Below are 17,180 nucleotides of genomic sequence, written 5' to 3'. Positions count from 1 at the left end.
TGAGCGATCGGGGCCGTGCGGTGCGGGGCTCGTGCGCAGGTCGGGGGTATGGGACGGGCCCGCGGGACCCCCGTACGGTGCCGGGTGTCAGCCCAGGTCGCCCGCGGCCGTACGCTCCGCCAGCGCCAGCAGCGTGCGTACGGCGACGCCGGTGCCGCCCTTGGGGGTGTAGCCGTACGCGCCGGACTCGTTGAAGGCAGGGCCCGCGATGTCCAGGTGCGCCCAGGTCGTGCCGTCGGCGACGAACTCCTCCAGGAACACGCCCGCCAGGAGCCCGCCGCCCATCCGGTCGCCGATGTTGGCCAGGTCGGCGACCGGCGAGTCGATGGTCTTGCGCAGGTGCTCGGGCGCGGGCATCGGCCAGGCGTCCTCACCGGCCTCGCCGGCGATCTCGTGCAGGCTGGTGCGGAACGCCTCGTCGTTCGCCATGATCCCGAACGTGCGGTGGCCGAGCGCGACCACCATGGCGCCGGTGAGCGTGGCCACGTCCACGAGCGCGTCCGGCGACTCCTCGCAGGCCCGCGCCAGCGCGTCGGCCAGCACGAGACGGCCCTCGGCGTCGGTGTTCAGCACCTCGACGGTCTTGCCGCTGTACATCGTCAGCACGTCGCCGGGGCGGGTGGCCGTACCCGACGGCATGTTCTCGGCGAGCGCCAGCCAGCCGGTGACGTTGACCTGGAGGCCCAGCCGCGCCGCGGCCACGACGGCGCCGAAGACGGCGGCGGCGCCGCTCATGTCGCACTTCATCGTCTCGTTGTGGCCCGCGGGCTTGAGCGAGATGCCGCCGGAGTCGTACGTGATGCCCTTGCCGACGTACGACAGCGACTTCTTCGCCTTCGGGTGCGTGTACGCGATCCGGACCAGCCGCGGCGGGGAGTCCGAGCCCTGGCCGACGCCGAGGATGCCGCCGTAGCCGCCCTTGGCGAGCGCCTTCTCGTCCAGCACCTCGACCTTGAGCTTGTGCTCCTTGGCCGCGGTCTGCACCTCGGCGGCGAAGGCGGCCGGATTCAGGTCGTTGGAGGGGGTGTTGACCAGGTCGCGCGCCCGGTGCACCTCGGCGGCCAGCACCTGGGCGCGCTCGGTCGCCGCCTTGTGCGCCTTGTCGCGCGGCTTGGCCCCGACGAGGACGACCTCGGCGAGCGGCTCGCCGTTCTGCTTGTCGTCGGCCTTCGCGGACTTGCCGGGCTTGGCAGCCTTGCCGGTCTTGTCGGCCTTCGCGTCCTTGCCGCCGTTGCCGCCGTTGCCGCCGTTGTCGGAGCCGCGGTACGCGGTGAAGGCGTACGCGCCGAACAGCGCGCCCTCCGCGACCGCCGCCACGGCCTGCTCGTCCACGAGCGGCAGCGCGAACGCGCCCTTCTTGCTCCCGGCCAGCGCGCGGGCCGCGGCACCGGCGGCGCGGCGCAGCGCCTCCGGCTCGTACGCGTCGCCCTTCTTCGCCGGGGCGTCGCCCAGCCCGACCGCGACCACGACCGGCGCCGTCAGCCCGTCGGCCGGCGCCGGCAGCTTCGTGACCTCGCCCTCGCCGCCCTTCGCGCCGAGGCTGTCCAGGATGCGGGTCAGCTTCCCGCCGTACGCCTTGTCCACGCTCTCGCCGCCCGGCGCGAGCTCGGGTCCCTTGGCGCCCTTGGCGACGCCGACGACGACGGCGTCCGCGCGCAGCGTCGCGGCGGACGAAGTGCTGAGAGTCAGAGGAGACACGGTTGCAGGGACCTGCTTTCGTCTTGGGAGCCGCCGGGTGGTGCCCGCGGCTGGGACACTTCGGGCATCGTATGCCCGCCTGAGCCCGCGTTTTCGGCGACCCTACGCCTGTACGGTCCGGGCGCGCGACGCGCGCGGGGGCGCGGCCGACGGGCCCGCTCGGGCCCGCGTACGGCGGGCACGCCGCGAATCCGGCGGCCCGGCCCGGTGTCCGGCCCCGAGTCCGGCCGGTGTTCGGTCCCGAGTCCGGCCCGGACTTCCGGCCGGTGTCCGGCCCGGGTTCAGCCCAGGGTGAGGACCACCAGCGCGGCGGTCGCGGTCGTCTCGGCGAGCGCGCCGTACACGTCGCCCGTCACCCCGCCGAAGCGGCGGCGGCAGTGACGGAGTAGCAGTTCGCCGCAGGCGAGGGAGAGGACGACGGCCGCGGCGTACGCCACCGCGGCGGCCGGCACCCCGGCGTACGCGCCGTCCCCCGCAAGCGGCGCCCCGGCCAGCGCGGCCAGTACGGCGACCGCCGCGGCGGCACCGTACGCCGCCCGTACGGGCACCGTGCCCGCGACCGCCGCGCCCAGCCCTTCGGGGCGGGCCGCGGGGACGCCCTCGCGGGAGGCGAGGGTGAGCGAGGTACGGGCGGTCAGCGCGGCCACGGCGGCGGCCGTGGCGCCGACGGCCCAGCCCTCCGCGTACAGCTCGGCCACCGCCGCGGTCTGCGCCAGCAGCACGAGGACGAGGGTCAGCACGCCGAACGGCCCGATGTCCGACTGCTTCATGATCCGCAGCGCGTCGTCGGCGGGCTTGCCGCTGCCGAGCCCGTCGGCGACGTCGGCCAGCCCGTCCAGATGCAGCCCGCGGGTGAGCACGGCGGGCACGGCGACCGTACCGACGGCCGCGACCAGCGGGCCGCTCCCGAGCAGCAGCAGTACGCCGCCGAGCGCGGCCGCCGCCAGCCCCACCACGGCCCCGGCGACGGGCGCGCACAGCATGCCGCCGCGCGCGGCCGTACGGTCCCAGCGGGGCACGCGTACGGGCAGCACGGTGAGGGTGCCGAAGGCGAAGCGCAGGCCGGTACGGGCGGCTGCTGTGTCCATGACGGGAGGCTACAGCGGGCCTCCGCCGCCGTTGAGGGCGGCGGCGGAGGCCGCTTCGCGTCAGGTCGCGTCGAGTGCCGAGGCGGCGCCCGCGCCACCGGACGGCCCGTCGCCGTCCCCGTCGCCGTCCTCCGCGTCGTCCTGCTGCTCCGGAAGCTCCGGGAGCTCCGCCGCGAGCTGCGCCGCCGCCTGCACCAGCGGGAGCGCGAGCAGCGCGCCCACGCCGCCGCCGACCGAGACGCCGTGCTCGGTCAGCGGCTCGAGCGCCATCCGGTCGAGGGCCTTGCCGAGGGCCGGTTCGTCGTTCGCCTGCCCGGCCAGCCACCAGTCGGGCGCACGGAACGCCACCCGCTGCGCGACGAGCGCGCACGCCCCGGAGACCACGCCGTCCAGGATCACGGGCGTACGGCGCGCGGCGCACTGCAGCAGGAACCCGGTCATCGCGGTGAGGTCCGCCCCGCCCACGGTCGCGAGCAGCTCCAACTGGTCGCCCTGTACGGGCCGGGCACGCCGCAGGCCGTCCCGGATGGCCGCGCACTTGCGCATCCAGGCCAGGTCGTCGATGCCCGCGCCGCCCCGGCCGGTCACCACGGAGGCGTCCGTACCGCAGAGGGTGGCGATCAGGGTGCCCGCCGCCGTCGTACCGCCGACCGACAGGTCGCCGAGCACCACCAGGTCGGTGCCCGCGTCCGCCTCCTCGTCGGCGACGGCCATCCCCGCGCGGAACGCCTGCTCCGCCTCCTCCGCGGTGAGCGTGTCCTCGAAGTCCAGCCGCCCGGAGGAGCGGCGCACGCGGTGCCGCGTGACGTCCGGCGGAAGCTCGTCCTCCGCGCAGTCGACCGACATGTCGACCACGCGGACCTCAACGCCGAGCCGGCGGGCGAGGATCACGCCGGGGCTCTCGCCGTCGAGCACGCCCTGCACGAGCTGCCGCGCCGTACCGGCCGCGCGGCCGGAGACGCCCAGTTCGGCCACGCCGTGGTCCCCGGCGAAGAGAACCAGACGGGGGCTGACGACGGGCCGCACCGGCACCGACGACTGGGCGGCGGCGAGCCACCCGCCGAGCTCGTCGAGCCGTCCGAGCGCCTTGACCGGCAGCGCGGTACGGGCTCGCCGGTCCTCGGCGTCCCGGCGGAGGCCGCTGTCGGGGCGCTCGATGAGGTCTTCGAAGTCATCCAGATTCAGGCTGCCGTCACGCATGCGCGAAGATTACGGCACGCGCCGGCGCCACTCGCGGGCGCGCACCCGGGTCCGCGCCCCGGCCCGCGCTCGGTCCGCGCCGGGTCTGCACCGGTGTCCGCACCGGGCGGGCGTGCGTACGGCCTCTCGCCGGCCCAACTGGCGTGTGGCCGCCGGGCGGTGGGCCGCGCTGCCATGGGCCGCGTGCGGCGGTCACGGGGTGACGGTCCGTCCTCAAGCGCCGGACGGGCTGGAAGTGGTGCTTACGGTCGTGGGTGCGTGCCCGTGCCGGACGGGCTGGGGGTGCGCCGCCGGGCCCCGCTGTCGTACGGGGTGGCTGCCGCCGCCCCGTAGCGGGGCAGCGGCAGCGGTGACTACTCCGCGTGCAGGCTCATCGGGCCGTAGACCGGGGTGCCGTCCTCCAGCAGGGTCACCTGGTCCGCGCCGCCCTCCAGCAGGTCCTTCCAGACCTCGCCGATCCACGACTCGGCGTCTCCCTGCGTGGGGAACTCCTCTGGCGGGACGGCGGGTTCCGTCTCCGTGCCGTCGGACTTCTCGAACCGCCACGTCCACGCCATGTCGCCTCCCGGATCAGCCTCGTATGCCTCCCGCAGGGTAATGCCCGGTGCGCGCTCGCCGGGCGGGCGCGAGACGATCGACGCGTGGAACTCACTCTGCTTGGCACCGGGGCACCGGCGGGACTGCCCCGTCCCGACTGCCCGTGTGCGGCCTGCGCGGCCGCCGTGGGCCGCGAGGCGCGCGCGGCGACGGCGGTGCTCGTGGACGGTGCGCTGCTGCTGGACCTCACGCCCGGACCCGCGTTCGCGGCGGCGCGCGCGGGGCACTCGCTGCACGGCGTACGGCACGTACTGCTCTCGCATCCGCACGACGGCCCGGCCATGGAGTTCCCGGCGGGGCTCCCCGCGCCCGTACGGGTGCCGGACGGGCAGGAGCTGGCGCTGATCAGCGGGCACCGGCTGTGGGCGGTGCCGCTGGACAGCCCCGGCACCGGGTACGAGGTGACCGGCCCGGACGGCGACCGGCTGCTCTACCTCCCGCCGGGGGCCGCACCCGCCGGCCTGGAGCCCGCGCCCGCGACGGGGACGTCCGCGACGGGAACGTCCGCCGCGGCACCCGGACCGAGCGGCCACACCGAGCCGCGCGGGCACATCCCGCCGAGCGAGCCGTACGACCTGGTCCTCCTCGACGTGCTCGGGCGCCCCGACGCGCTGGCGCGGCTGCGCGCGTACGGCGCGGTGGGTCCGGCGACCGACATCGTGGCGGTGCACCTCGGCCACGACGTGCCGCCGGGCGACGAGACGCACCGGCGCCTCGCGGCGGCGGGCGCGCGCGCCGAGCCGGACGGTACGACGCTCGTGGTGGGCGCGTACCGGGACACACCGCCCCTGCCGCGCCGCACGCTGGTCCTCGGGGGCGCGCGTTCCGGCAAGTCGGTGGAGGCGGAACGGCGGCTGGCGGCGTTCCCCGGCGTCGAGTACGTCGCGACGGGCGGCGCGCGCGACGGCGACCCCGAGTGGGCGGACCGCGTCGCGCTGCACCGCGAACGGCGCCCGGCGTCCTGGCGTACGACGGAGACCTGCGACCTGGTCCCGCTGCTCGCCGAACGCGACGCGCCGCCACTGCTCGTCGACTGCCTCGCGCTGTGGCTCACGGACGCGATGGACTCCGTCGGCGCCTGGGACGACGCACGGTGGGCGAACGGCGGCGCCCGCGCACTCGCCGCACGCGTCACGGAGCTGACGGGGGCGCTGCGCGCGACGGACCGTACGGTCGTGGCCGTCAGCAACGAGGTCGGCTCGGGCGTCGTCCCCGGTACGCCCGCGGGCCGCCGCTTCCGCGACGAACTGGGGCGCCTGAACGCGGCGGTGGCGGGGGAGTGCGAACAGGTGCTGCTGGTGGTCGCCGGAACGGTGCAGCGGCTCCGCGGCTAGCGGAGGCGGAGCCGCAGACGGGCGCAGGAGTGGGGACGGGAGCGGGAGCGCGGGCGGCTCCCGTACGCACCCCCGCGCTTCAGCCGCGTACGGCGCACAGGTGCAGCATTGCCGCCACCGCCCGGTACGGGTCGGTGCGGCCCGCCCGCTCCTCCGCCGCGAGCATCCGCTCGTCGTCCGCGGGGGCGCCGGTCTCGGTGCCGAAGACCCGTACGCCGTACCACTGCCGCAGCGGCGTGCCGATCCCGTCCAGCAGCGACTTCAGGGCCTCCAGCCGGAAGGCGCGCTCCGGGAAGTCGAACGCCGCGAGCGCCGCCTCCCAGTCGCCCGTACGGCCGGGGTGCATGGCGAGCGCGGCGTCGTTCCGTATGAGCAGCGACAGCAGGCCGCCGGGGGCGAGCACCCGGGCGAGCCCGGCGAGGGTGCTGGCGGGGTCGCGGGCCTCGAGCAGCACACCGTGGCAGAGCACGACGTCGAACGCGCCGGGCAGGAAGTGCGCGCCGGTGTCCTGGCCGGCGCCTGCCACGATGCGGACGCGTTCGCGCACGTCCTCGGGCTCGGCTTCCAGCGACTCGGCCGCGAGCGCGCGCAGCGCCGGGTCCTGCTCAAGGCCGGTCACCCGGTGGCCGGCCCGCGCCAGCCGCAGCGCCTGGGTGCCGCGGCCGAAGCCGGCGTCGAGCACGCGGAGGCGCGCCGGCTCGTCCGCCGCACCGCTCCCGGAGCCGTCGCCCGAGCCGGCGCCGGTACCCGCACCGGCGCCGCCCGCACGGGTCTCGAGGAGCGCCGCGAGCTGTTCGTCGAGCTGCCGGGCGACCAGCTCGTGCCGGATCAGGGCAGTTCGCCGCGGGCGACCTGCGGCTTGGGCAGGCGCATGCGGCGCATCTGAAGGGTCCGCATGAGCGCGTACGCCACCGCGCCCTTCCTGCTCTCGTCGGGGAAGCGTTCGCGCAGTGCCTTCTTGAGCCGCACCGAGGTGCTGATCGAGTCGAGCACGATCATCACGATCACGCCGAGCCACAGCAGCAGCGAGATGTTCTTGACCTGCAGCGACGGCACGAGGCTGAGCGCCAGGATCACCACCGCGATGGGCAGGAAGAACTCGGCGACGGACCACTTCGCGTCCACGAAGTCGCGGGTGAAGCGCCGCACAGGCCCCTTGTCGCGGGCAGGCAGATAGCGCTCGTCGCCGCTGGCCAGCGCCTCGCGCTGGCGGGCCATGGCGGTACGCCGGGCCTCCCGCGTGCGTTTGGCCGCGTCCCTGCGGCTGGCCGGGGCCTTGGCGAGGCTGCGGCGCTGATTCTGCGCCTCGCTGCGCTTCGGCGTCGGGCGGCCCTTCGGGGCCTGGGGGTCACGGGGCTGGGGCTCGGCATCGTCCACCTGGGTGGTCGAGGCCTGCCCGTCCTTCGAACGGCTTCGGAACACACCCCCAGGGTACGGTGCCGCCGGCGGTCCGCCCCACCCCCGCCGGAGCACGATCCGGCAACACCGGTGCCCGGCGGGGGAATGCATGCCGCCGCCCGGTCGGGGCAGGCGTACTGCTGTCCGGTTGCTGCCACCCGGCCCTCACCTACTCCCTCCGCTGGAGGGAGCCGCGCACGATCGTCCTCCAGGATGAGCGGATCCGGGCCCGAACAGTGCGGTAATGGAACCAGGCCCCGTACCCTGGGGTCTCAAGACGTGGTGAGGCTCGAGTCCGTTACGAAGGGGGCGCGCGAGGCCCATGAGCGGTGTCATGAAGCGTATGGGAATGATTTTCCGCGCGAAGGCCAACAAGGCCCTGGACCGGGCTGAGGATCCGCGCGAAACGCTGGACTACTCGTACCAGAAGCAGCTTGAGCTGCTGCAGAAGGTGCGCCGGGGTGTCGCCGACGTGGCGACGTCGCGGAAGCGGCTGGAGCTCCAGCTGAACCAGTTGCAGGGCCAGTCCTCGAAGCTCGAGGACCAGGGCAAGAAGGCTCTGGCGCTCGGCCGCGAGGATCTCGCGCGTGAGGCGCTGACCCGTCGCGCGGCCCTCCAGCAGCAGGTCACGGACCTGGAGACGCAGCACCAGACGCTGCAGGGCGAGGAGGAGAAGCTCACCCTGGCGGCGCAGCGGCTCCAGGCCAAGGTCGACGCCTTCCGCACCAAGAAGGAGACCATCAAGGCCACCTACACGGCGGCGCAGGCGCAGACCCGGATCGGCGAGGCCTTCACCGGCATCTCCGAGGAGATGGGCGACGTCGGGATGGCCATTCAGCGGGCCGAGGACAAGACACAGCAGCTGCAGGCGCGCTCCGGCGCCATCGACGAGCTGCTGGCCTCGGGAGCGCTGGAGGACCCGTCCGGCACGGCGCACGACGACATCTCCGCCGAGCTGGACCGGCTGTCCGGTGGTACGGATGTGGAGCTGGAGCTGCAGCGCATGAAGGCCGAGCTGGCGGGCCCGGGCGAGAGCAAGCCCGCCATCGAGGGCGGCAACGCACAGGGCAGCGCCCAGCAGTCGCAGGAAACGCCGAAGTTCGACAAGCAGTGAAGCGGGAGCCCGGACGGCGCAGGAGACCGGCCGGGCGGCCCGGAGAGCCAGGCAGGCGGCGGCTGAGCGGCCCTTTGAGAAGGAGAGCGTCGTGATCGTACGGATCATGGGGGAAGGGCAGGTGAAGCTGGACGACAGCCACTTCACCGAACTGAACAAGCTCGACGACGAGCTGCTCGCGGAGATGGAGTCGGGCGACGTCGACGGTTTCCGCCGCACCCTGACCGCGCTGCTCAGCGCCGTACGGTCGATGGGCACCACGCTGCCCGACGACTCGCTGGAGCCGTCCGAGCTGATCCTCCCCGCGCCCGACGCGAGCCTCGAAGAGGTGCGGGAGATGCTCACCGAGGACGGGCTCATCCCCGGGCCCGCCAGCTGACGGCTGACGGGCCGCACGTGCCGGGCGAGGCCCGTCGCCTCCGCCGTGCCGGGCCCGTCCCGGCGGACCGGGAGGCGCGCCGTGCGTCCGCGGGCCCGTAACGTGCCTTCCGTGACGACCCTTTCCGGCGCGGCCCGCGTCTCCGAGGTACGCGGCTGGCTGCAGGCCCACCCGTACGTCGCGGACGCGCTCCTCGCGCTCGGCACCTTCGTGGCGGTGCTGATCGGTGCCGCGACCCAGCCGCACAGCGCGGACGGGCGGCCGCACTTCGGCGAGCGCGAGGTGCACGCGCAGACGCTGCTGCTCGCCGCCCTCAGCTGCAGCACTCTCGTGATGCGGCGCCGGATGCCGCTGCCGGTGCTGTGCTGCACGACGTTCTTCACGGTCCTCGGGCTGGTGATGGACCTGAACACGGGCGCCCCCTCGGACCAGCGGGCCGTGCTGTCGATCGCCACGGTCGTCGCGCTCTACACGGTGTGCGCCCGCACCGACCGTTCGACGTCCTGGCGGGTGGGCGCGGCGACGGTGCTGGTCATCACGGGCGCCGCGATGCTGTTCGGGGCGCGGCCGTGGTTCGCGCAGGAGAACCTCGGCATCCTCGGCTGGAGCGGTCTGGCAGCCGCCGTGGGCGACGCCGTACGCAGCCGCCGCGCGTTCGTCGACGCCATCCAGGAGCGGGCGGAGCGCGCCGAGCGCACCCGCGAGGAGGAGGCGCGGCGCCGGGTCGCGGAGGAGCGGATGCGGATCGCCCGCGAGCTGCACGACGTCGTCGCGCACCACATCGCGCTGGTCAACGTCCAGGCCGGCGTGGCCTCGCACGTGCTCGACAAGCGCCCCGACCAGGCCAAGCAGGCGCTCGCGCACGTACGGGAGGCCAGCCGGCACGCCCTGGACGAGCTGCAGTCGACGGTCGGGCTGCTCCGCCAGTCCGGCGACCCCGCCGCACCGACCGAGCCCGCGCCGGGGCTCGGGGTGCTGGACGAGCTGGTGGAGGGCTTCGTACGGGCCGGGCTCACCGTCGAACTGGATCTCCCGGCGCAGACCTCGCCGCTGCCGTCCGCAGTGGACCTGACCGCGTACCGGGTGGTCCAGGAGGCGCTGACCAACGTGCAGAAGCACGTCGGCACCGGAGCGCACGCGTGGGTGCGCATCGCGCGGGACCGCACGAGCCTGGAGGTCACCGTGTTCGACGACGGCGGCGGGCAGGCCCAGCAGGCCGCCGTGACCGGCAGCGGCCTCGGGCTGCGGGGGATGCGGGAGCGCGCGGCCGCGCTGCACGGCAGTTGCGAGGCGGGGCCGCTGGAGGACGGCGGGTTCCGCGTACACGTACGGCTGCCGCTCCAGGCGGCCGCGGAGGAGGGGAAGTCCGCATGACGATCCGAGTGGTGCTGGCCGACGACCAGGCGCTGCTGCGCAGCGCGTTCCGGGTGCTGGTGGACTCGGAGCCCGACATGGAGGTCGTGGGGGAGGCGTCGGACGGAGCCGAGGCGGTCGCGGTCACGCGCCGGGAGAGCGCGGACGTGGTGCTGATGGACATCCGGATGCCCGGCACGGACGGCATCGCCGCCACCCGCGAGATCAGTGCGGACGCCTCGCTGGAGGAGGTGAAGGTGGTCATCCTGACGACCTTCGAGCAGGACGAGTACGTGCTGCAGTCGCTGCGCGCGGGCGCCTCCGGCTTCCTCGGCAAGGGCGCGGAACCGGGCGAGCTGCTGACCGCGATCCGCATCGCGGCGCAGGGGGAGGCGCTGCTGTCGCCGGCCGCGACGAAGGGGCTGATCACGAAGTTCCTGTCGCAGGGCGGCGGTTCGGGCGACGTACGGGAGGGGCAGAGCGTGGCCGGGATGGACATGCTGACCGTGCGGGAGCGCGAGGTGCTGGTGCTCGTGGCGGCCGGGCTGTCCAACGACGAGATCGCCAAGCGGCTGTCCGTCAGCCCGCTCACCGTGAAGACGCACGTCAACCGCACCATGTCCAAGCTGGCGGCGCGGGACCGCGCGCAGCTGGTGGTGGCGGCGTACGAGAGCGGGCTGGTGCACCCGGGGAGCTGACCCCCGGGGAGCTGACCCCGGCCGCTCTTGCCGCACGTTCCCCGGCCGCCCTTGCCGCACCTTCAGGCGAAGGTGCGCGACGGCACGTACGGCGACGGCGGCCGCAGCCCGCGCAGCCCCACGTACCCCGCCGTGGCCAGCTCCAGCCCCGCCGCGAGCCCCACGTCGACGGCCCACTGCTGCTCGGCGGTCAGATACGGCACGCGCACCTCGGTGCCGTCCGGGACGCTGAGCAGCGCCGCCGTGAGCAGCCGGGTGGCGAGGCGGCGCGAGGTGGCGGCGAGCAGCTCGACGGTGCCGTCTCTGCCGAGGTAGCAGTAGCCGCTGCCGGCCAGGTCGTCGGTGACGAACAGGTCGTGGTGCCGCAGCAGCAGGTCGTGGTCGGCGCGGTGCGCGCCGCCGCGCAGCCGGCGGTCGACGGAGTCGAGCAGGTCGCGCTGCGCGGCTGTGCCCCGTACGACCGCGCCGTCCGGCGCGTCGAGGCGCGCGGCGTCCACCTTGCCGCGCAGCCGCATCGCCGGGTGCAGCTCGAAGCCGGCGCGGCGGCAGACGCGTGCGGCCGCCGGCTGCTGCGGGCAGCACAGGACGCCGCGCAGGCAGCCGCGCCCGTACTCCGCCGCCCGGCTCAGCAGCGCCTTCCCGACGCCCTCGCCGCGCGCCTCGGGCACCACGGCCAGTACGGCGAGCGCCCAGGTGCCCTCGCGTTTCGCGGACTGCGCGACGCCGACCGGGCGGCCGTCCGGCGCCTGCGCGAGCCAGCTGCCGCCGCGCGGGTCCGTACGGACGAGGTGGCGGGCGATCTCCCGCCGCCGGTCGGCCGGTTCGGGCGGCTCGGGCGGCTCGAAGGGGTCCGGGGGCTCGAACGCCTCGGGCGGCTCGTACGTCGCGTACGCGTCCGCCGGCTCGTACGGTCCGGGCAGCGCGGCGGCGTACGGCGTGAACGGCTCGTGCGGCCGCCGGGCGGCGGTCACGATCTGCCGTACGGTCTCGGCGTCTTCAGCGGTGTCCCGCAGAGGTCGCAGCAGCATGCCCCCATCCTCGCGCCGCCGCCCGCGGCGGGAGCGCGCCGGGCCCGGGGGACCGGCCCGTACCGCGCCGGGCCCACCCCCCGCGGTGCGGGCCCGGCGCGTCGCGCGTGCGGTCTACGGCAGCGCCAGCATCCGCTCCAGCGCGAGCTTCGCGAACTTCTCGGTCTCCTCGTCGACCTGGATGCGGTTCACCACGGTGCCGTCGGCCAGCGACTCCAACGCCCAGACCAGGTGCGGCAGATCGATCCGGTTCATGGTCGAGCAGAAGCAGACCGTCTTGTCGAGGAAGGCGATCTCCTTGCCCTCGGCGGCGTAACGGTTCGCCAGCCGCCGTACGAGGTTGAGCTCGGTGCCGATCGCCCACTTCGACCCGGCGGGGGCCGCATCCAGGGTGCGGATGATGTACTCCGTCGAGCCGACGTAGTCCGCCGCCGACACCACCTCGTGCTTGCACTCGGGGTGCACGAGGACGTTCACGCCGGGCATCCGCTCGCGTACGTCGTTCACCGAGTCCAGCGAGAACCGGCCGTGCACCGAGCAGTGGCCGCGCCACAGGATCATCCGGGCGTCCCGCAGCTGCTGCGGGGTGAGACCGCCGCCGGGCTTGTGCGGGTTGTAGACGACGCAGTCGTCCAGGGACATGCCCAGGTCCCGTACGGCGGTGTTGCGGCCGAGGTGCTGGTCCGGCAGGAACAGCACCTTCCGCCCGCCGGCACCGCCGCCGTCCCCGTCCCCGTCACCGAAGGCCCACTCCAGCGCGCGCCGCGCGTTGGACGAGGTGCATATGGTGCCGCCGTGCCGGCCGGTGAAGGCCTTGATGTCGGCGGAGGAGTTCATGTACGAGACGGGCACGGTGACGTCGGCTATCCCGGCCTCGGTCAGCACGTCCCAGCACTCGGCGACCTGCTCGGCGCTGGCCATGTCGGCCATCGAGCAGCCCGCCGCCAGGTCCGGCAGCACGACCTGCTGCCCGGCGGAGGTGAGGATGTCGGCCGACTCGGCCATGAAGTGCACGCCGCAGAACACGATGTACTCGGCCTCGGGACGTGCGGCGGCGTCCCGGGCCAGCTTGAACGAGTCGCCGGTGACGTCCGCGAACTCGATGACCTCGTCGCGCTGGTAGTGGTGGCCGAGCACGAAGACCTTGTCCCCGAGCTTCGCCTTGGCCGCACGGGCGCGCTCCACCAGGTCCGGGTCGGACGGGGCGGGCAGGTCGCCGGGACACTCGACGCCGCGTTCGCTCTTCGGGTCCGCCTCGCGGCCGAGCAGGAGCAGGGCGAGGGGTGTCGGCTGTACGTCCAGGGGTTGGGCGGTGGACACGTCACGCACCCTTTCTGTTTCCAGAACACGAGACTTATCGTCTCTTTGACGTTATCTATCATAACCGCTTCGTGTCAGTTTGACGATGGCCATCGCGTCGATGTGACGCATTCCCGCGGCGAGGGCTGCGGGCCCGGGGCCGGTGACCGTACGAGGCCCGGTGTGCGAGCATGAGAAGCGCGTGAAACGACGTACCTGCCTGGAATGAATCCGGGATGCCGCTGGTTGCAGCCGGTGGCAGAGCAGTCCGTACAACCCGGGAGAGAAGCAGATGTCCGTATCGGACGAGACCGCTGTGAGTGAGGGCATCATCCTGTCCGACACCGCTACGGCGAAGGTCAAGAGCCTGCTCGAGCAGGAGGGCCGTGACGATCTGGCGCTGCGCGTGGCTGTTCAGCCGGGTGGCTGTTCCGGGCTGCGGTACCAGCTGTTCTTCGACGAGCGGTCCCTCGACGGCGACGTCGTGAAGGACTTCGACGGCGTGAAGGTCGTGACCGACCGGATGAGCGCCCCGTACCTCGGCGGCGCCTCCATCGACTTCGTCGACACCATCGAGAAGCAGGGCTTCACGATCGACAACCCGAACGCGACGGGCTCCTGCGCCTGCGGAGACTCGTTCAGCTGACGCGGCACGGGCCCGTACGCATCGGGCCCGGCGCACACGTACAGCGCGTGGCATACGCAGCGCGGGCGCAGCACAGACACACAGCAGACGCACGCAGAACGCGGCGAAGGCGGCAGGCCCCCCACAGGCCCGCCGCCTTCGCCGTAGTGCGCCGACGCCGCGTTGCGTTACTTCCGCTGCGGCAGCGGCTCACCGTCCCGCGCGTCGACGACCTCGCGGTCGCCGAGCGGCTTGTCGAGCGTGACGTCGACGGTCTGCTGCTTCGCGATCATCACGCATGCCTTGCCGGGTTCGCGTTCGCCCTCCTCGACGGTGACGGTCACCTTGTCCCCGGACTCGTCCGCCTTCGCCGCGTACTTGTGGCAGACGCCGCCCCAGAACGTGACGGTCAGCTTCCGGCCCTCGGCCTTGTACGAGGAGACCGCCTGGCCCGCCTTGTCCTTGCCCTCGCCCTTGTCCGGGCCGTCCGGTGACGGGGGCTCCGCCGTGCCGTCGTCGCCACCGCCCGTACGGTCCTCACCGCCGGTGCGGTCGAGGTACTCCGGCTCCACGGCCGGGTACGTCACCGGGTACGTGTCCTTGCCGCCCGGCCGCTGCACCTCGTAGATCCAGGACGGTACGAGGACCGGCTTGCCGTGCGAGAACTGGGTGGCCAGGCCGAACTCCGCCCCGGTGACCGAGAGCGTCTTCGCCGTACCGGACGGCCCGCAGGGCACGTCCTCGGAGGTGACGCCGCCGGGTGCGGGCTTCGTCTGCGGCTTCTCGGGCTTCGCGTCCGGCTTGTCCGGCTTCGGGGGCACGGCGCAGCGCGCCGCCTCGAGCGTGCGCGGCCCGCCGTACTTGTTGAGCTGCTTGAGCGTGTCGGCGGCGCTCATCACCGGATACTCCGCGCCCTCCTTCAGCTCGCCCAACTTTCCGTGCGCGCGCGACAGTTTGCCGTCCGGGCCGACCGTGAACGTGCCGCCCCAGTCGTGCGTCGGCAGCCCTTCCACCTCCGGCTGGGCGTTGACGACGCGCAGCGATCCGTACGCGGAGGACGCGTCCAGCTCGGCGCCCTTCAGGTCCAGCGCCTCCAGTACCGGACGTACGGCGTCCTTCGCCTTCTCCTCGGAGACCGGCTCGGCGCCGTTCGACGGCACGGTCATCGTGCTGACGGCCTTGTCGTCCGAGGGGTCGGTGTCCGAGGCGCTGACTTCGCCGTCGCCGTCGCCGTCGCCGGAGCCCGAACCGGAGCCCGACGAACCGGACTCGGACCCGCTGCCCGGCTCCGCGCACTCCGTACGGTCGGGCAGCTTCCCGCCGCCCTTGGCGTTCGGCGTGCCGCACGTCATGTCGATCAGGTCTGCCTGCCGCGAGTACGTCCACATGCCGGCCGCGCGCTCGCTGCCGACGGACAGCGACGGGCCCTCCTTGCCGCCCGCGATCGTCCAGCGGCCGTGCTCCAGCTTCGGCGTGCCCGGTACGCCCAGCGCCTTGGCGACGGCGGTCACCTCGGACTTGCCGATGCTGCCGGAACGGCGGAACACGGACGCGGAGTCCGGCCCGTCGGGCAGCTTGCCGTCGGCGCGGTAGGTCGTGTGGCCGTTCGGGTTCGGCTCGCCCGGGGCGACCCCGGAACGGCTGTCGCCGCCGTCACCCGACTCCGTACGGCCCGCTCCGTCCAGTACCAGGGGTTCGGGCGCGGCCGACGCGTCCTCGCGTGCGGCGGATCCGCCGTCGTCGGAAGCGCTCGACGCCCAGTACGCGCCTCCACCTCCGGCGAGCAGCACGGCTGCCGCCACCGAGAGGACGGTCAGCTGACGTCGCCGCTCCCGGGGTCGCTCGGGGGTTTCTTGGGTGCTCACCGCATCGCTCCTTCGGCTCCGCTCATCACTCGGGTCGCATCCCTTGTGCGGGGATGCCCCTTGGACGGAGCGGTGGTACGAGCGGTTCCCTCAGTCCCCGTACTCGGACATACCGTCCAGCAGTCGCGCGGAGCGTGACGGCACGCGTACGCCGTGCAATGCTACGGGGCCGGTACCGGCGGCCTTGGACTCCCGGCGCCCGGAGCCGGAAGCGGAGCCGGAAACGGAACCCGTGGCGGTCCCCGTCTGCCAGTGCGGAGCCATCCGCGCGCAGTCGCCGCGCAGCTGCGCCAGCGACTCGGGCTCGGGCGGGGGGAAGCCGGGGGAGTGCGCGTGCTTGGTCATGAAGACGACGCTACGCAGCGGACGGAGTGCCGGGAAGGGCCTACTATCTGGTAGTTACGCCCTGTTCGACTACGGCGCGATAACGGGTAGCGTGAACGGGCCCGTCTCCATTCTCCTCCTCCAGGAGCAGATTTCGTCGTGCGTATCGCAGTCACCGGCTCAATCGCCACCGATCACCTGATGACCTTCCCCGGCCGTTTCGCCGACCAGCTGGTCGCCGAACAGCTGCACACGGTCTCCCTCTCGTTCCTCGTGGACGCCCTCGACGTCCGCCGCGGCGGCGTCGCCGCCAACATCTGCTTCGGCATGGGCCAGCTCGGCGCCAAGCCGATCCTGGTCGGCGCGGCCGGCGAGGACTTCGACGAGTACCGCGCCTGGCTCGACCGGCACGGGGTGGACACCGGATCGGTCCGCATCTCCGAGACGCTGCACACCGCGCGTTTCGTCTGCACCACCGACTCCGACCACAATCAGATCGGCTCCTTCTACACCGGCGCCATGAGCGAGGCCCGGCTGATCGAGCTCCAGTCGGTCGCCGAGCGCGTCGGCGGCCTCGACCTGGTCTGCATCGGCGCGGACGACCCCGAGGCCATGATCCGGCACACCGAGGAGTGCCGGACCCGCGGCATCCCCTTCGCGGCGGACTTCTCCCAGCAGATCGCGCGCATGGACGGCGAGGACATCCGCGTCCTGCTGGACGGCGCGACGTACCTCTTCTCGAACGAGTACGAGAAGGGCCTCGTCGAGTCCAAGACCGGCTGGTCCGGCGACGAGATCCTGGACCGCGTCGACACCCGCGTCACCACCCTCGGCGCCCAGGGCGTACGGATCGAGCGCAAGGGCGAGGAGCCGATCCTCGTCGCCTGCCCGGAAGAGGAGCGCAAAGCGGAACCGACCGGCGTCGGCGACGCGTTCCGCGCGGGCTTCCTCACCGGCCTCTCGTGGGGCGTCAGCCTGGAGCGTGCCGCGCAGCTCGGCTGCATGCTGGCCACGCTCGTGATCGAGACGGTGGGCACCCAGGAGTACGAGCTGCGCCGCGGCCACTTCATGGAGCGCTTCACCAAGGCGTACGGCGACGACGCCGCGTCCGAGGTCCAGGCCCACCTGGCCTGACCGGCGGCCGTCCCGCAGCCGTAACGGGCACCCGCGCCGCGCGCCG

The 17,180-nt window shown here is 73.7% G+C and carries 17 protein-coding genes; 7 read left to right on the top strand and 10 right to left on the bottom strand.

Annotated features, from left to right (window positions below):
- Positions 1 to 87 precede the first annotated feature (87 nt).
- The 4 genes from DVA86_RS09135 to DVA86_RS09120 all read right to left on the bottom strand — a co-directional run bounded on the left by DVA86_RS09135 (position 88) and on the right by DVA86_RS09120 (position 4,543).
- On the bottom strand, positions 88 to 1,698 hold the full coding sequence (locus DVA86_RS09135; RefSeq protein WP_208877261.1) for a leucyl aminopeptidase: 1,611 nt from the start codon (positions 1,696 to 1,698) through the stop codon (positions 88 to 90).
- Between the two features lie 281 nt (positions 1,699 to 1,979).
- Entirely contained in the window at positions 1,980 to 2,786 is an 807-nt protein-coding gene (locus DVA86_RS09130; RefSeq protein WP_208877259.1) for an adenosylcobinamide-GDP ribazoletransferase, read from the bottom strand.
- 60 nt (positions 2,787 to 2,846) lie between these two features.
- Positions 2,847 to 3,986, bottom strand: coding sequence for a nicotinate-nucleotide--dimethylbenzimidazole phosphoribosyltransferase (locus DVA86_RS09125; RefSeq protein ID WP_208877252.1), 1,140 nt, complete (start codon positions 3,984 to 3,986; stop codon positions 2,847 to 2,849).
- 353 nt (positions 3,987 to 4,339) lie between these two features.
- Positions 4,340 to 4,543: a hypothetical protein gene (locus DVA86_RS09120; RefSeq protein WP_208877251.1), complete on the bottom strand. Its 204-nt coding sequence runs from the start codon at positions 4,541 to 4,543 to the stop codon at positions 4,340 to 4,342.
- Between the two features lie 84 nt (positions 4,544 to 4,627).
- On the opposite strand from DVA86_RS09120, the gene DVA86_RS09115 reads away from it, so the two are divergent.
- A complete protein-coding gene (locus tag DVA86_RS09115; protein ID WP_208877249.1) occupies positions 4,628 to 5,917 on the top strand; it encodes a bifunctional adenosylcobinamide kinase/adenosylcobinamide-phosphate guanylyltransferase in 1,290 nt (429 codons plus the stop codon).
- A gap of 79 nt (positions 5,918 to 5,996) precedes the next feature.
- Here DVA86_RS09115 and DVA86_RS09110 read toward each other — a convergent pair whose 3' ends face one another.
- Together DVA86_RS09110 and DVA86_RS09105 are read right to left on the bottom strand one after the other, a co-directional pair.
- A complete protein-coding gene (locus tag DVA86_RS09110; RefSeq protein WP_425470972.1) occupies positions 5,997 to 6,746 on the bottom strand; it encodes a class I SAM-dependent methyltransferase in 750 nt (249 codons plus the stop codon).
- Positions 6,746 to 7,339 carry a DUF3043 domain-containing protein gene (locus DVA86_RS09105; protein ID WP_208877248.1) on the bottom strand — a complete coding sequence of 198 codons (594 nt, stop codon included), beginning with the start codon at positions 7,337 to 7,339 and terminating at the stop codon, positions 6,746 to 6,748. Before DVA86_RS09105 ends, DVA86_RS09110 begins: the two co-directional genes overlap by 1 nt.
- 310 nt (positions 7,340 to 7,649) lie before the next feature.
- Between DVA86_RS09105 and DVA86_RS09100 the strand changes: the two genes are divergently transcribed.
- The 4 genes from DVA86_RS09100 to DVA86_RS09085 all read left to right on the top strand — a co-directional run bounded on the left by DVA86_RS09100 (position 7,650) and on the right by DVA86_RS09085 (position 10,859).
- Positions 7,650 to 8,429 (top strand): PspA/IM30 family protein, encoded by a 780-nt coding sequence (locus DVA86_RS09100; protein ID WP_208877246.1) that lies wholly within the window; start codon positions 7,650 to 7,652, stop codon positions 8,427 to 8,429.
- A gap of 91 nt (positions 8,430 to 8,520) precedes the next feature.
- Complete coding sequence (pspAA, locus tag DVA86_RS09095; RefSeq protein ID WP_208877245.1) at positions 8,521 to 8,808, top strand: PspA-associated protein PspAA; 288 nt, start codon at positions 8,521 to 8,523, stop codon at positions 8,806 to 8,808.
- Positions 8,809 to 8,919: 111 nt separating this feature from the next.
- Complete coding sequence (locus tag DVA86_RS09090) at positions 8,920 to 10,182, top strand: sensor histidine kinase (protein WP_208877244.1); 1,263 nt, start codon at positions 8,920 to 8,922, stop codon at positions 10,180 to 10,182.
- Entirely contained in the window at positions 10,179 to 10,859 is a 681-nt protein-coding gene (locus DVA86_RS09085; protein WP_208877242.1) for a response regulator transcription factor, read from the top strand. The genes DVA86_RS09090 and DVA86_RS09085 overlap by 4 nt, the downstream gene beginning before the upstream one ends.
- 62 nt (positions 10,860 to 10,921) lie before the next feature.
- On the opposite strand, the gene DVA86_RS09080 is transcribed toward DVA86_RS09085, so the two are convergent.
- Both DVA86_RS09080 and nadA read right to left on the bottom strand, forming a co-directional pair.
- Positions 10,922 to 11,887: a GNAT family N-acetyltransferase gene (locus DVA86_RS09080; protein ID WP_208877241.1), complete on the bottom strand. Its 966-nt coding sequence runs from the start codon at positions 11,885 to 11,887 to the stop codon at positions 10,922 to 10,924.
- A gap of 114 nt (positions 11,888 to 12,001) precedes the next feature.
- A complete protein-coding gene (nadA, locus tag DVA86_RS09075) occupies positions 12,002 to 13,207 on the bottom strand; it encodes a quinolinate synthase NadA (protein WP_208877239.1) in 1,206 nt (401 codons plus the stop codon).
- A 271-nt stretch (positions 13,208 to 13,478) separates the two neighbouring features.
- Between nadA and DVA86_RS09070 the strand changes: the two genes are divergently transcribed.
- On the top strand, positions 13,479 to 13,832 hold the full coding sequence (locus DVA86_RS09070; RefSeq protein WP_208877238.1) for a HesB/IscA family protein: 354 nt from the start codon (positions 13,479 to 13,481) through the stop codon (positions 13,830 to 13,832).
- A gap of 167 nt (positions 13,833 to 13,999) precedes the next feature.
- Here the strand turns inward: DVA86_RS09070 and DVA86_RS09065 are convergent, their stop codons facing one another.
- Both DVA86_RS09065 and DVA86_RS09060 read right to left on the bottom strand, forming a co-directional pair.
- Entirely contained in the window at positions 14,000 to 15,676 is a 1,677-nt protein-coding gene (locus DVA86_RS09065) for a hypothetical protein (RefSeq protein ID WP_208877236.1), read from the bottom strand.
- Between the two features lie 90 nt (positions 15,677 to 15,766).
- Positions 15,767 to 16,021, bottom strand: a complete 255-nt coding sequence (locus DVA86_RS09060) for a hypothetical protein (RefSeq protein ID WP_208877235.1) — start codon at positions 16,019 to 16,021, stop codon at positions 15,767 to 15,769.
- A gap of 138 nt (positions 16,022 to 16,159) precedes the next feature.
- Between DVA86_RS09060 and DVA86_RS09055 the strand changes: the two genes are divergently transcribed.
- Complete coding sequence (locus tag DVA86_RS09055; RefSeq protein WP_208877233.1) at positions 16,160 to 17,134, top strand: carbohydrate kinase family protein; 975 nt, start codon at positions 16,160 to 16,162, stop codon at positions 17,132 to 17,134.
- The last annotated feature ends 46 nt before the right edge of the window (positions 17,135 to 17,180 follow it).

Source organism: Streptomyces armeniacus, assembly GCF_003355155.1.
Taxonomy (GTDB): Bacteria; Actinomycetota; Actinomycetes; order Streptomycetales; family Streptomycetaceae; genus Streptomyces; species Streptomyces armeniacus.
Note: the sequence above shows the minus strand (reverse complement) of the source record. Positions and strands in the feature narration are given on the sequence as shown.

Bases quoted from the DNA above. Each gene is read 5' to 3' on its own strand.
- DVA86_RS09130 (WP_208877259.1), bottom strand. From the start codon at position 2,786: ATGGACACAGCAGCCGCCCGTACCGGCCTGCGCTTCGCCTTCGGCACC.
- DVA86_RS09125 (WP_208877252.1), bottom strand. From the start codon at position 3,986: ATGCGTGACGGCAGCCTGAATCTGGATGACTTCGAAGACCTCATCGAG.
- DVA86_RS09120 (WP_208877251.1), bottom strand. From the start codon at position 4,543: ATGGCGTGGACGTGGCGGTTCGAGAAGTCCGACGGCACGGAGACGGAA.
- DVA86_RS09100 (WP_208877246.1), top strand. From the start codon at position 7,650: ATGAAGCGTATGGGAATGATTTTCCGCGCGAAGGCCAACAAGGCCCTG.
- DVA86_RS09085 (WP_208877242.1), top strand. From the start codon at position 10,179: ATGACGATCCGAGTGGTGCTGGCCGACGACCAGGCGCTGCTGCGCAGC.
- DVA86_RS09080 (WP_208877241.1), bottom strand. From the start codon at position 11,887: ATGCTGCTGCGACCTCTGCGGGACACCGCTGAAGACGCCGAGACCGTA.
- DVA86_RS09070 (WP_208877238.1), top strand. From the start codon at position 13,479: ATGTCCGTATCGGACGAGACCGCTGTGAGTGAGGGCATCATCCTGTCC.
- DVA86_RS09060 (WP_208877235.1), bottom strand. From the start codon at position 16,021: ATGACCAAGCACGCGCACTCCCCCGGCTTCCCCCCGCCCGAGCCCGAG.